The organism is Paraburkholderia sp., assembly GCF_036488505.1.
In the GTDB taxonomy this organism is placed as follows: domain Bacteria; phylum Pseudomonadota; class Gammaproteobacteria; order Burkholderiales; family Burkholderiaceae; genus Paraburkholderia.
The window spans coordinates 1-12,262 of the sequence record NZ_DASXHN010000063.1 but is presented as its reverse complement, the minus strand read 5'-3'; the positions used below and the strand labels follow the sequence as shown (position 1 = coordinate 12,262).

Annotated in this window: 10 protein-coding genes and 1 pseudogene; 10 read left to right on the top strand and 1 reads right to left on the bottom strand. The window is 62.9% G+C overall.

Annotated features, from left to right (window positions below):
- The 10 genes from ftsH to phoR form a co-directional block, all read left to right on the top strand.
- Positions 1–1,830: ATP-dependent zinc metalloprotease FtsH (gene ftsH / locus VGH68_RS03770; RefSeq protein WP_331602164.1), on the top strand; the 1,830-nt coding region annotated here is incomplete at its 5' end.
- A gap of 171 nt (positions 1,831–2,001) precedes the next feature.
- Positions 2,002–2,838 (top strand): dihydropteroate synthase, encoded by an 837-nt coding sequence (folP, locus tag VGH68_RS03765; RefSeq protein ID WP_414696889.1) that lies wholly within the window; start codon positions 2,002–2,004, stop codon positions 2,836–2,838.
- 3 nt (positions 2,839–2,841) lie between these two features.
- The gene (gene glmM, locus VGH68_RS03760; protein WP_331602162.1) at positions 2,842–4,200 is read left to right on the top strand and encodes a phosphoglucosamine mutase; all 1,359 of its coding nucleotides are present in this window, start codon (positions 2,842–2,844) and stop codon (positions 4,198–4,200) included.
- A 564-nt stretch (positions 4,201–4,764) separates the two neighbouring features.
- Positions 4,765–5,796 carry a phosphate ABC transporter substrate-binding protein PstS gene (gene pstS, locus VGH68_RS03755; protein WP_331602161.1) on the top strand — a complete coding sequence of 344 codons (1,032 nt, stop codon included), beginning with the start codon at positions 4,765–4,767 and terminating at the stop codon, positions 5,794–5,796.
- A gap of 167 nt (positions 5,797–5,963) precedes the next feature.
- Positions 5,964–6,965, top strand: a complete 1,002-nt coding sequence (gene pstC / locus VGH68_RS03750) for a phosphate ABC transporter permease PstC (RefSeq protein WP_331602160.1) — start codon at positions 5,964–5,966, stop codon at positions 6,963–6,965.
- Positions 6,962–7,858 (top strand): phosphate ABC transporter permease PstA, encoded by an 897-nt coding sequence (gene pstA, locus VGH68_RS03745; protein ID WP_331602159.1) that lies wholly within the window; start codon positions 6,962–6,964, stop codon positions 7,856–7,858. Before pstC ends, pstA begins: the two co-directional genes overlap by 4 nt.
- A 17-nt stretch (positions 7,859–7,875) precedes the next feature.
- Entirely contained in the window at positions 7,876–8,724 is an 849-nt protein-coding gene (gene pstB / locus VGH68_RS03740) for a phosphate ABC transporter ATP-binding protein PstB (RefSeq protein WP_331602158.1), read from the top strand.
- A gap of 28 nt (positions 8,725–8,752) precedes the next feature.
- On the top strand, positions 8,753–9,457 hold the full coding sequence (gene phoU, locus VGH68_RS03735; RefSeq protein ID WP_331602157.1) for a phosphate signaling complex protein PhoU: 705 nt from the start codon (positions 8,753–8,755) through the stop codon (positions 9,455–9,457).
- 26 nt (positions 9,458–9,483) lie between these two features.
- Positions 9,484–10,185, top strand: a complete 702-nt coding sequence (phoB, locus tag VGH68_RS03730; RefSeq protein ID WP_331602156.1) for a phosphate regulon transcriptional regulator PhoB — start codon at positions 9,484–9,486, stop codon at positions 10,183–10,185.
- A 73-nt stretch (positions 10,186–10,258) separates the two neighbouring features.
- On the top strand, positions 10,259–11,572 hold the full coding sequence (phoR, locus tag VGH68_RS03725) for a phosphate regulon sensor histidine kinase PhoR (RefSeq protein WP_331602155.1): 1,314 nt from the start codon (positions 10,259–10,261) through the stop codon (positions 11,570–11,572).
- 141 nt (positions 11,573–11,713) lie between these two features.
- Here the strand turns inward: phoR and VGH68_RS03720 are convergent.
- Positions 11,714–12,262: pseudogene (locus VGH68_RS03720) on the bottom strand (RNA degradosome polyphosphate kinase); the annotation flags it as partial.

Below are 12,262 nucleotides of genomic sequence, written 5' to 3'. Positions count from 1 at the left end.
ACGGTGTTCAAGCAGTTCGACAAGCCCCGTGTCCAGGAAGGCGTTTCCTATTCGCAGTTCATGGACGACGCGAAGAACGGCAAAGTCAAGAACGTCATTGTCCAGGGGCGGAACCTCACGGTCACTCCAGCAGACGGACAGAAGTATCAGATCGTGTCGCCCGGCGACATCTGGATGGTCGGCGATTTGATGAAGTACGGCGTCCAGGTGAGCGGCAAGGCTGACGACGAACCCAATGCACTGATGTCCGTGCTGTACTACCTCGGACCGACGATCCTGATCATCGGTTTCTGGTTCTACATGATGCGACAGATGCAGGGGGGCGGGAAGGGTGGCGCGTTCTCATTCGGCAAATCCCGCGCGCGCCTGATCGACGAGAACAACAACGCCATCAATTTCACCGACGTCGCCGGTTGCGACGAAGCCAAGGAAGAGGTGTCCGAACTCGTCGATTTCCTGCGCGATCCTCAGAAATTTCAGAAGCTCGGTGGCCGGATTCCGCGCGGGGTGCTGCTGGTCGGCCCACCGGGAACCGGCAAGACGCTGCTCGCACGTGCAATCGCCGGCGAGGCGAAAGTGCCGTTTTTCAGCATTTCGGGCTCCGACTTCGTTGAAATGTTCGTCGGGGTCGGCGCGGCTCGTGTGCGCGACATGTTCGAACAGGCCAAGAAGCACGCGCCGTGCATCGTGTTCATCGATGAAATCGACGCGGTCGGTCGCCATCGTGGCGCGGGCATGGGCGGTGGCAACGACGAGCGGGAGCAGACGCTGAACCAGATGCTTGTCGAAATGGACGGCTTCGAGGCGAACTCCGGGGTCATCGTGATTGCGGCAACGAACCGTTCCGACGTGCTCGACAAGGCGCTGTTGCGCCCGGGCCGTTTCGATCGCCAGGTCTACGTTGGTTTGCCGGATATCCGCGGTCGCGAACACATCATGAAGGTGCATCTGCGCAAGGTGCCGATTTCGAACGACGTCGACGCGGCGGTAATCGCGCGCGGAACGCCGGGCTTCTCCGGCGCCGATCTCGCGAACCTCGTGAACGAAGCAGCGCTGTTCGCCGCACGCCGCGGCAAGCGTATCGTCGAAATGACGGACTTCGAGGACGCGAAGGACAAGATCTTCATGGGTCCGGAGCGCAAGTCGGCGGTGATTCGCGAAGAATCGAAGCGAGCTACCGCGTATCACGAATCGGGTCACGCGGTGATCGCGAAGCTGTTGCCAAAGGCCGACCCGGTGCACAAGGTCACGATCATTCCGCGCGGCCGCGCACTGGGCGTTACGTGGCAATTGCCAGAGCACGACAACGAAACGTACTCGAAGGACTATCTGCTCGACCGTCTCGCCATTCTGTTTGGCGGCCGCGTCGCGGAAGAGCTGTTCCTGAACCTGATCAGCACCGGCGCGTCGGATGACTTCAACAAGGCGACGCAGACGGCTCGCGCGATGGTCGCGCGTTTCGGCATGACCGATGCGCTCGGCCCGATGGTCTACGTCGACGACGAAAACGACGCTTCCCCGTTTGGGCGCGGTTTCACGCGGACTATCTCGGAAGCGACGCAGCAGAAGGTCGATGCGGAAATTCGCCGCGTGCTGGACGATCAATACAAGCTTGCGCGGCGTCTACTGGAAGAGAACCGCGACAAGGTCGAGGCGATGACCGCGGCATTGATGGAGTGGGAAACGATCGACGCTGATCAGATCAACGACATCATGGCAGGGCGTCCGCCGCGCTCGCCGAAGAGCTCGCCGCCGTCGGCAACCGACGCCTCGTCCGGCGGCAGCCCGGGTACCGAGGTCAAGCCGGGTAGCGCGACTGCGCCGGCCTGATCGGCAACTAGTAGAAAGTGCGGGCCGGTGTGTAGCACACCGGCCCGTTTTGCATTTGGTCTGTTCTCAGTGAAGCACTGCTACGTGTCGAAAGTCGATTCTTCTTCCGCTGCTGTACCAGAGCCGCTTCAATGCGGCCGCTTCAAGCTGACCTTCGAACGCCCGTTGGTGATGGGCATCCTGAACGTCACGCCCGACTCCTTCTCCGATGGTGGTCAATACGCGCTGCGCGGCGATGCGTTGCGCCAGGCCGAGCGTATGCTGCTCGACGGCGCGGACATCATCGATATCGGCGGGGAGTCCACGCGCCCCGGCGCACCGCCCGTGCCGCTCGGCGAGGAGCTCGAGCGTGTGATCCCGCTGCTTGAACAGTTGCGTCGCGCAAATGTGCCGTTGTCGGTGGATACGTACAAGCCGGAGGTCATGCGGCATGCGTTGAGCGCGGGTGCCGACATGATCAACGACATCTGGGGCTTTCGGATGGCCGGCGCCATCGACGCGGTACGCGACAGCGACTGCGGGCTTTGTGTGATGCACATGCTCGGCGAGCCGCAGACCATGCAGCTCGCCGAGCCGCGCTACGACGACGTGGTCAGCGACGTGCGCCGCTTCCTCGAAGAGCAGGTGGCGACATTGCAGCAGGCGGGGATTGCGCGTGCGCGCATCAGCGTGGATCCGGGGTTCGGTTTCGGCAAGGCGGTGCTCGATCACAACTACGCGCTGCTTGCTCATTTGCGGGATACGGCTCCCCGCGCGGCGTCGCCGTATCCGATTGTCGCGGGCATCTCGCGTAAGTCGATGGTCGGCGCGGTAGTCGGCCGCCCGGCGCCCGAGCGTGTAGCCGGCAGCATCGCCGCGGCGGTGTGCGCGGCCGAGCGGGGCGCCGCGATTGTGCGCGTACACGACGTCGCGCAGACAGTCGATGCATTGAAAATATGGGTCACCGTACGCGACGCGGCGAACGCCAGCCTGCGCGCGGTTGAACCGCAGCCACATAAAAGGAGTTAAAACATGGCACGTCGTTACTTCGGAACGGACGGTATCCGAGGCAAGGTCGGTGAAGGGCCCATCACGCCGGAATTCGTATTGCGGCTCGGTTACGCGGCCGGCAAGGTGCTCGCGGGCGCCGATCATTGGGCCAGAACCGGCACCCGACCGACGGTGCTGATCGGCAAGGACACCCGGGTGTCGGGCTACATGCTCGAAGCCGCGCTCGAATCGGGCTTTTCGGCGGCTGGCGTCGACGTAATGCTGGCCGGCCCGATGCCGACGCCCGGGATTGCGTACCTGACCCGCGCGCTGCGGCTTGCCGCCGGTGTCGTCATCAGCGCGTCGCATAACCCGTACTATGACAACGGCATCAAATTCTTCTCCGCTGATGGCAACAAGCTGCCGGATGACGTTGAGCTGCAGATCGAGGAGCAGCTCGAATTGCCGCTCGCGTGCGCGGCCTCCGAACAGCTGGGCAAGGCGCGGCGTCTCGACGACGCGGCCGGCCGCTATATCGAGTTCTGCAAGAGTACCTTCCCGGCCGCCTACGATCTGCGCGGCATGAAACTCGTCGTCGATTGCGCGCATGGCGCCGCGTACGACGTCGCGCCGCACGTGTTCCACGAACTGGGCGCCGAAGTGATCCCGATTGGCGTCGCGCCGAACGGCTTCAACATCAACGATGGCGTTGGCGCAACCGCGCCGGACGCGCTGGTGCGGGCGGTGCGGGCCAATCACGCGGAGCTCGGCATCGCGCTCGATGGCGACGCCGACCGGCTACAGATCGTGGACGCCGATGGCCGTCTTTATAACGGCGACGAATTGCTGTACGTGCTGGTGAAAGATCGCATTGCGACCGCGGGCCACGTCGAAGGCGCGGTCGGCACGCTGATGACCAACATGGCAGTGGAAGTCGCGCTGCACCACGCCGGCGTCAAGTTCGTGCGGGCCGCGGTCGGCGACCGGTATGTGCTCGAACAGTTGCGTGAGCACGGTTGGCAACTCGGCGCGGAAGGTTCCGGCCACATTCTGTCGCTCGATCGTCACTCGACGGGCGACGGCATCGTGTCCGCGCTGCTCGTCCTTGCGGCGATGCAGCGCAGTGGCAAGTCGCTCGCGCAGCTGCTCGAGGGCGTCACACTATTCCCGCAAAAGCTTATCAACGTGCGCATGAAGCCCGAGGCCGACTGGAAACGCAGCGATACGATCCGCCGCGCGATCGACGCGGCCGAAAGCGCGCTCGACGGACATGGCCGCGTGCTGATCCGCGCGTCGGGAACGGAGCCGGTGCTACGTGTGATGGTCGAAGCGCAGGATGCGGCCGACGCGGTTCGGCATTCCGAAGCGATTGCCGAGGCGGTGCGGGAAGCGACCGCCTGATCGGTTCGCCGGCGGACGGCAAAGCGGCTGCCTCGCGGGCGCAAAGTCATGCCCGTAACGGACCGCGCGCGTAGCAGCGCAACCGTCCGCGGTTAGCCCGCGATCGCGGAAGCGCAGCAGTCGGCGGCCGCCTCGGTCGATCTGCGAAGCGCGCGAAACAGCGTCATTTCGCGCCGCTTGTCTGTCGGCCTGCTTGCCTGCCACCGGTGCCGCTCGCGTCGGCGAAGCCTTGGCTACACCCATTGCGGCGTATCTCGCCGAATCGATATAGGCCGTCCGAGTTGATTCCGGCACACTGGACCCTCGAGCGCGTCCTCCTGATGCGACCACCCCTCTCCCGCGTCTCGCAAACGTTTCCGTCGTACGTCTGCCCGCCCCACGCTGCCAGGCGATGCAAAGCGCATCGGCGACAGCGTCGATTCCGGCCCCTCGCCGGCTTTCGCGCAGTAATATGATTGTCACATCGCCTTCACGATCAGTCACGGTTTTGTCATAAAGAGACCCTAAGCTTCGCGGTGTCCGTATCAAACGCTCACACCACACGCTTTCACCCTTGGAGGTCTCATGAAATTGATGCACACCGTGTTCGCTGGCGTCGCTGGCGCGCTTTTCGCAGTCGCAGCGCAAGCAGCAGACATCACCGGCGCGGGCAGTACCTTCGCAGCACCGATCTACACGAAGTGGGCCGACGCTTATCAGAAGTCGGGCGGCGGCAAGGTCAACTACCAGGGCATCGGCTCGGCGGGCGGTATCAAGCAGATCGAGGCAAAGACCGTGGATTTCGCGGGCTCGGACGCTCCGCTGACCGACGACGAACTCGCGAAGAATGGCCTGTTCCAGTTCCCGACGGTAGTCGGCGGCGTGGTGCCGGCAGTCAACATTCCGGGCGTGAAGCCGTCGGAACTGGTCCTGTCGGGCCCGGTGCTCGGCGACATCTACCTTGGCAAGATCAAGAAATGGAACGACCCGGCGATCGTCGCACTGAATCCGAAGCTGAAGCTGCCGGATCTGGACATCGCCGTGGTGCGCCGTGCCGACGGTTCGGGCACCAGCTTCATCTGGACGAACTACCTGTCGAAGGTCAACCCGGAATGGAAGACCAAGGTCGGCCAAGGCACCACGGTCAACTGGCCGACGGGCACGGGCGGCAAGGGTAACGACGGCGTAGCGGCCTTCGTGCAGCGTCTGCCGGGCGCGATCGGCTACGTCGAATGGGCCTATGCGAAGCAGAATCACATGACGTATGCGGCGATGAAGAACGAGTCGGGCGCCGTGGTCGAGCCGAAGACGGAGACGTTCAAGGCGGCAGCTGCTGGCGCGGACTGGTCGAAGTCGTTCTACCAGATCCTGACGAACGAGCCGGGCAAGAACGCATGGCCGGTCGTCGGCGCTACGTTCGTGCTGCTGCACACGACGCAGGACAAGCCAGCTGAAGGTGCCGAGGCGCTGAAGTTCTTCGACTGGTCGTTCAAGAACGGCGGCCAGGCTGCAAACGATCTGGATTACATCTCGCTGCCTGAATCGGTGGTGTCGGAAATCCGCACGCAGTGGAAGCAGAGAGTGAAGGACTCGACCGGCAAGTCGATCGCCGAGTAAGGCGGGTAGAGCGCGGCGCGGTCCGGACGGATCGAACCCCGCGTTTCGTAGCAGATTGGCCGTCCTCCGATGAGGACGGCCAATGACATTGGCCCGGCATTCGCCGCAGCATCATCCGCCGCCCGGCATCTGTCGTCCGGCAACTGGAAACAGGTTTTCAGGCACTCATGTCCGATATTCATCTAGCGTCCGGCGCGAGCCGGGCCCATCCGCCTGGCAGCGCGTCGCAGCAAAAGGCGCCTGGCCGCTCCGGCGATGTGATCTTCGGCGGCCTTGCACGCCTTTCCGCCATCGTTACGCTGCTGCTGCTCGGCGGCATCATCGTGTCGCTGATCATCGCGTCGATGCCGTCGATCCGCCAGTTCGGCCTCTCATTCCTGTGGACCGCCGTGTGGGATCCGCCTAGCAAGCAGTTTGGCGCGCTGGTGCCGATCTACGGCACGATTGCCACGTCCATCATTGCGCTCGTCATCGCGGTGCCGGTCAGCTTCGGCATCGCGCTTTTCCTGACCGAACTTTCGCCCGCCTGGCTGCGCCGGCCGCTCGGTATCGCGATCGAGTTGCTCGCCGCGATTCCGTCCATCGTGTATGGCATGTGGGGTCTGCTCGTATTCGCGCCGATCTTCGCGACGTGGTTCCAGAAGCCGCTCGGCACGGTGCTCGGCGGCATTCCGATCGTCGGCGCGCTGTTCTCGGGCCCGCCGATCGGCATCGGCATTCTGTGCGCGGGGGTGATTCTCGCGATCATGACCATTCCGTACATCGCGGCCGTGATGCGCGACGTGTTCGAAGTCACGCCGGTGCTGCTCAAGGAATCGGCGTACGGCATCGGCTGTACGACGTGGGAAGTGATGTGGAAGATCGTGCTGCCCTTCACCAAGAGCGGCGTGATCGGCGGCGTGATGCTGGGCCTCGGCCGCGCGCTCGGCGAGACGATGGCGGTCACGTTCGTGATCGGCAACACCAATCTGCTCGATAACATCTCGCTGTTTTCGCCGGGTAACAGCATCACGTCGGCGCTCGCCAACGAGTTCGCTGAAGCGGACCCGGGCCTGCATACGTCGGCACTGATGGAGCTCGGCCTGATCCTGTTCGTGATCACTTTCATCGTGCTGTCGATTTCGAAAATCATGTTGCTGCGTCTCGAAAAAGGGGAGGGCGCGAAATGAGCGGGTCTTCCCTGAATATGCCGGGTCTGAAGGACGCCGCGACGCTCGAAGCGATGCGTACGCGTCTGCAAGGACGCCGCCGCTTCACCAACGCGATCGCGCTGACGCTGTCGCTCGCCGCGATGGCCTTCGGTCTGCTTTGGCTCGTGTGGATTCTCTACACGACGCTGCGGCTGGGCGTCGGCGGTCTGTCGGTCGAATTGTTCACGCAGTCGACGCCGCCGCCGAACACCGATGGCGGCGGTCTCGCCAACGCGATCGTCGGTAGCCTGATGCTGGTCGGGCTCGCGACCTTCATCGGCACGCCGATCGGCATCATGGCGGGCGTCTATCTCGCCGAGTACGGGCAGAAGGGCTGGCTCGCGGCCCTCACTCGCTTCATCAACGACATCCTGCTGTCGGCGCCGTCGATCGTGATCGGTCTGTTCGTCTACGCGGTCGTCGTCGCGAGGATGGGGCATTTCAGCGGCTGGGCCGGCGTGCTGTCGTTGGCGCTGCTGCAAATTCCGATCGTGATCCGCACCACCGAGAACATGCTGAAGCTGGTGCCGAACGCACTGCGCGAAGCGGCCTTCGCGCTCGGCACGCCGAAGTGGAAGATGGTGCTGTCGATCACGCTGAAGGCGTCGATCGCGGGCATCGTGACCGGCGTGCTGCTCGGCGTCGCGCGCATTGCCGGCGAAACCGCGCCGCTGCTCTTCACCGCGCTGTCGAACCAGTTTTTCTCAGTCGATATGGGCCAGCCGGTCGCTAACCTGCCGGTCACGATCTACAAGTTTGCGATGAGTCCGTTCGCGCAGTGGCAATCGCTCGCGTGGGCCGGCGTCTTCCTGATCACGCTCGCGGTACTGGGATTGAACATCCTCGCGCGCACGATCTTCTCGAACAGGTAAGGGCGGAGTGTAATCCGATGAATATGGCAGAAACCCAACTCAATCCGACCGGGCACGTGAGCGCGCCCGCCGGTGCCGACCCCGAGCAACATGGCCACGCGCATGCGCCGGCGCGCCCGAAGATCGAGGTCAACGACCTGAACTTCTTCTACGGCAAGTATCACGCGCTGAAGAACGTCAATCTGCAGATTCCCGAAGGCAAGGTGACCGCGTTCATCGGCCCGTCGGGCTGCGGCAAGTCGACGCTGCTGCGCACCTTCAACAAAATGTATGCGCTCTATCCGGAGCAGCGCGCCGAAGGCGAGATCCTGATGGACGGCGAAAACCTGCTGACCACGCGACGCGATATCTCGCTGCTGCGCGCGCGTATCGGCATGGTGTTCCAGAAGCCGACCCCCTTTCCGATGTCGATCTACGACAACATCGCGTTTGGCGTGAAGATGTTCGAATCGCTGTCGCGCTCGGAAATGGACGACCGCGTCGAATGGGCGCTCACCAAGGCGGCGCTGTGGAATGAAGTGAAGGACAAGCTAGGCCAGAGCGGCTATGGGTTGTCCGGCGGTCAGCAGCAGCGTCTGTGCATCGCACGCGGCATCGCGATCCGTCCTGAAGTGCTGCTGCTCGACGAACCGTGCTCGGCGCTCGACCCGATTTCGACCGGCCGTATCGAAGAGCTGATCGCCGAACTGAAGAGCGACTACACGGTCGTGATCGTCACGCACAACATGCAACAGGCGGCTCGCTGCTCGGACTACACTGCGTATATGTACCTGGGCGAGCTGATCGAATTCGGCGACACGGAAAAAATCTTCATCAAGCCGGCCCGCAAGGAAACCGAGGACTACATTACTGGACGCTTCGGCTAATCGGCCGGGCAATATAACGGAGTACGACATGTCCGATAAACATCTGTCCAGCCAGTTCGACGCCGACCTGAACCTCGTTTCGTCGAAGGTGCTCGAAATGGGCGGCCTCGTCGAATCGCAGATCGTCAACGCGATGCAGGCGCTCAACGAATTCGACCTGAACATCGCCGAGCAGGTGATTGCAACGGAAGACCTTCTGAACAAGATGGAAGTCGAGATCGACGAGGAGTGCAGCAACATCATCGCGCGCCGTCAGCCGGCCGCTCGCGATCTGCGCCTGCTGATCGCGATCTCGAAGACCATTACGAATCTCGAGCGCGCCGGCGACGAAGCCGAGAAGATCGCCAAACGCACCAAGCGTCTGATGGAAGACGGCGCATCGCGCACGATCAACATCGCCGAAATCAAGCTGTCGGGCGAAATGGCGGTGTCGATTCTGCGCCGCGCGCTCGACGCGTTCGCGCGTTTGGACACGGTCGCCGCCGCGCAGATCGTGCGTGACGACAAAGCGATCGACGAGGAATTCCGCGCGTTCGTGCGCAAGCTGATCTCGTATATGACCGAAGATCCGCGTTCTATCTCGGTGGGCCTCGACTTCCTGTTTATCGCGAAGGCAATCGAGCGGATCGGCGACCACGCGAAAAACATCGCCGAATTCATCATCTACATCGTGAAGGGTACCGACGTGCGCCACCAGTCGCGCGATGCGCTCGAACGCGAAGCGCTCAGCTAATCCAGAGAAAAGGAACAGAGGTGCCGATGCCCAGCAGCATTCTCGTCATTGAAGACGAGCCCGCTATTTCCGAACTGATCTCGGTCAATCTTCAACACGCCGGTCACTGTCCGATCCGGGCGTACAACGCGGAACAGGCGCACAACCTGATCAGCGACGTGCTACCCGATCTCGTGCTGCTGGACTGGATGTTGCCGGGTAAATCGGGCATTTCGTTCGCGCGCGACCTTCGCAGCAACGAGCGTACGAAGCACATTCCGATCATCATGCTGACCGCGCGCGGCGATGAGCAGGACAAGGTGCTCGGCCTCGAGATCGGTGCGGACGACTACGTGACCAAGCCGTTTTCGCCGAAGGAATTGATGGCGCGTATCAAGGCGGTGCTACGCCGCCGCGCCCCGCAGTTGACGGAAGACGTCGTCGCGATCAACGGGTTGAAGCTCGATCCGGCCACGCATCGCGTCGCCGCGCATGCGCAAGGCAGCGAGATCAAGCTCGATCTCGGCCCGACCGAATTCCGTCTGCTGCATTTCTTCATGACCCACCCCGAGCGCGTGCACAGCCGCACGCAACTGCTCGATCAGGTGTGGGGCGATCACGTGTTCGTCGAGGAACGTACCGTGGACGTGCATATCAAGCGCCTGCGCGCGGCACTCAAGCCCGCAGGGTGCGATGCTATGATTGAAACGGTTCGCGGTAGCGGCTACCGGTTGGCGAAGAGCGCCTGATAGCCGTCCAGCGGCGCAGCCGGTTGCGCCGTCACCTCCCTCCTGCGCTGTATTTCTCTTCGATCGCTAGACCATGAACATCATCTGGGCGCGCTCCATCGTCTCGGTCGTGCTGCTTGCTGTTCTGTGCGTCGTGGTGGGCGCACTGGTGAACGTGAAGGCGGCACTGATCCTCGCGATCGTCATGCTGCTCGCGCAGAGTATCTTCGGCACGTTTCACAAACAGCGCCTGTGGCGTCTACTCGATGCGCCCGTGTACGGCGAAGTGCCGAGCGCCCCGGGCATCTGGGGCGAAATCTACTACCGTTTGCATAAGCTCGCGAAGCGCTGGCATGCGCAAGTGCGCCAGGTCGAGCAGCAGCATTCGCGTTTCATCCAGGCGATCCAGGCGTCGCCGAACGGTGTCGCGATGCTCGACGACCACGATCAGATCGAGTGGTGCAATGCGATCTCCGAAAACCATTTCGGCCTCGACGCGAAGCGCGATCTGCGTCAGCACATCACGCATCTGGTACGCCATCCCGACTTCGTGCGTTATCTGAATTCGCATCGTTACGAGGAAATGCTGATCATGCGCGGGATGGGCGAGAAGCGCCAGAACGTGCTGTCGGTACAGGTGTTTCCCTATGGCGACAATCGCAAGCTGGTGCTGTCGCAGGACATCACCGAACTCGAACGCACCGACGCGATGCGGCGCGACTTCGTCGCCAACGTATCGCACGAACTCAAGACGCCTCTTACCGTGCTGTCCGGCTTTCTCGAGACGATGCGCGAGTTGCCGCTCGGCGAGACCGAGCGTGCGCGCTATCTGGAGCTGATGGAACAGCAGGCGGCGCGCATGCGCCATATCGTCAGCGATCTGCTGGTGCTCGCGAAGCTCGAAGGCGACAACAAGCCGCCGAGCGATCAGATGATCGACATGCGCGCGGTGCTGCGGCATCTGCGCGACGACGCGGAGAGTCTGTCGAGCGATCATCACCGGATCGTCTTCGATGCGGACGAGGAGCTCACCGTTACCGGCGTCGAAACGGAAGTTCTCAGCGCCCTCGGCAATCTCGTGACGAACGCGATCCGCTATACGCCGGATGGCGGCTCGATCAAGGTCGGCTGGCATGCGCAGGGCAACCACGCGGTGTTCACGGTCGCGGACAGCGGCCTTGGCATTCCGGCTGCCGATATTCCGCGGCTCACCGAGCGCTTCTATCGGGTCGATCGCAGCCGTTCGCGCGATACCGGCGGCACAGGCCTCGGTCTCGCGATCGTCAAGCACGTGCTGCAGCGGCATGATGCGCAGCTCGACGTGAAGAGCGAAGAAGGGCGCGGCAGCACGTTCACCGTGCGCTTTCCGGTGTACCGCACCGCGCGCTGCCAGACGACGCAGGTTTGAGCGCATCACGGTCGATTGCACGCAGGTCGAGCGCGGCTGTGCGATTGCGAATTCCGTGCACCAAGTAAAAAACCGCCTGAATCAGGCGGTTTTTATCGGCTTTGCGCGCGGTGACTGCTGTCGCGGCGGGCGCCGCTCTGGCTATGAACAGAACTTCGCGAGCAGGCTCATCTGTCCGTTGCGCGACGACTTGCCGGGCCGGCGGCGGCGGTAATGTCCATCGCTTTGCATCAGCCACGCGGACTGGTTGTCGCCCAGAAACGCCGATAGCCCTTCCGCGATCACGCGCCGCTTCAGACGCCGGTTGTTGACCGGGAACGCGACTTCGACGCGCCGGAACAGGTTGCGATCCATCCAGTCGGCGCTCGACAGATAGACCTGCTCGTTGCCACCGTCGTAGAAGTAGTAGATGCGATGGTGTTCGAGAAAGCGCCCGACGATGGAGCGCACCGTGATGTTCTCCGAGAGCCCCGGCACGCCCGGTTGCAGCGAACACACGCCACGCACGATCAGATCGATCTTCGCGCCGGCCTGCGATGCCTCGTACAGTTCGGCGATCACCGTCGGCTCGAGCAGCGCGTTCATCTTCGCGACGATGCGCGCCTTGTTGCCGGCGCGCGCATGCTCGGCCTCCTTGCGGATCGCCTCGATCAGCTTCGGATGCAGCGTGAACGGCGATTGCCACAACTC

Coding starts and splice junctions, on each gene's coding strand:
- folP (WP_414696889.1), top strand. CDS start 2,002: ATGGGCATCCTGAACGTCACGCCCGACTCCTTCTCCGATGGTGGTCAA.
- glmM (WP_331602162.1), top strand. CDS start 2,842: ATGGCACGTCGTTACTTCGGAACGGACGGTATCCGAGGCAAGGTCGGT.
- pstS (WP_331602161.1), top strand. CDS start 4,765: ATGAAATTGATGCACACCGTGTTCGCTGGCGTCGCTGGCGCGCTTTTC.
- pstC (WP_331602160.1), top strand. CDS start 5,964: ATGTCCGATATTCATCTAGCGTCCGGCGCGAGCCGGGCCCATCCGCCT.
- pstA (WP_331602159.1), top strand. CDS start 6,962: ATGAGCGGGTCTTCCCTGAATATGCCGGGTCTGAAGGACGCCGCGACG.
- pstB (WP_331602158.1), top strand. CDS start 7,876: ATGAATATGGCAGAAACCCAACTCAATCCGACCGGGCACGTGAGCGCG.
- phoU (WP_331602157.1), top strand. CDS start 8,753: ATGTCCGATAAACATCTGTCCAGCCAGTTCGACGCCGACCTGAACCTC.
- phoB (WP_331602156.1), top strand. CDS start 9,484: ATGCCCAGCAGCATTCTCGTCATTGAAGACGAGCCCGCTATTTCCGAA.
- phoR (WP_331602155.1), top strand. CDS start 10,259: ATGAACATCATCTGGGCGCGCTCCATCGTCTCGGTCGTGCTGCTTGCT.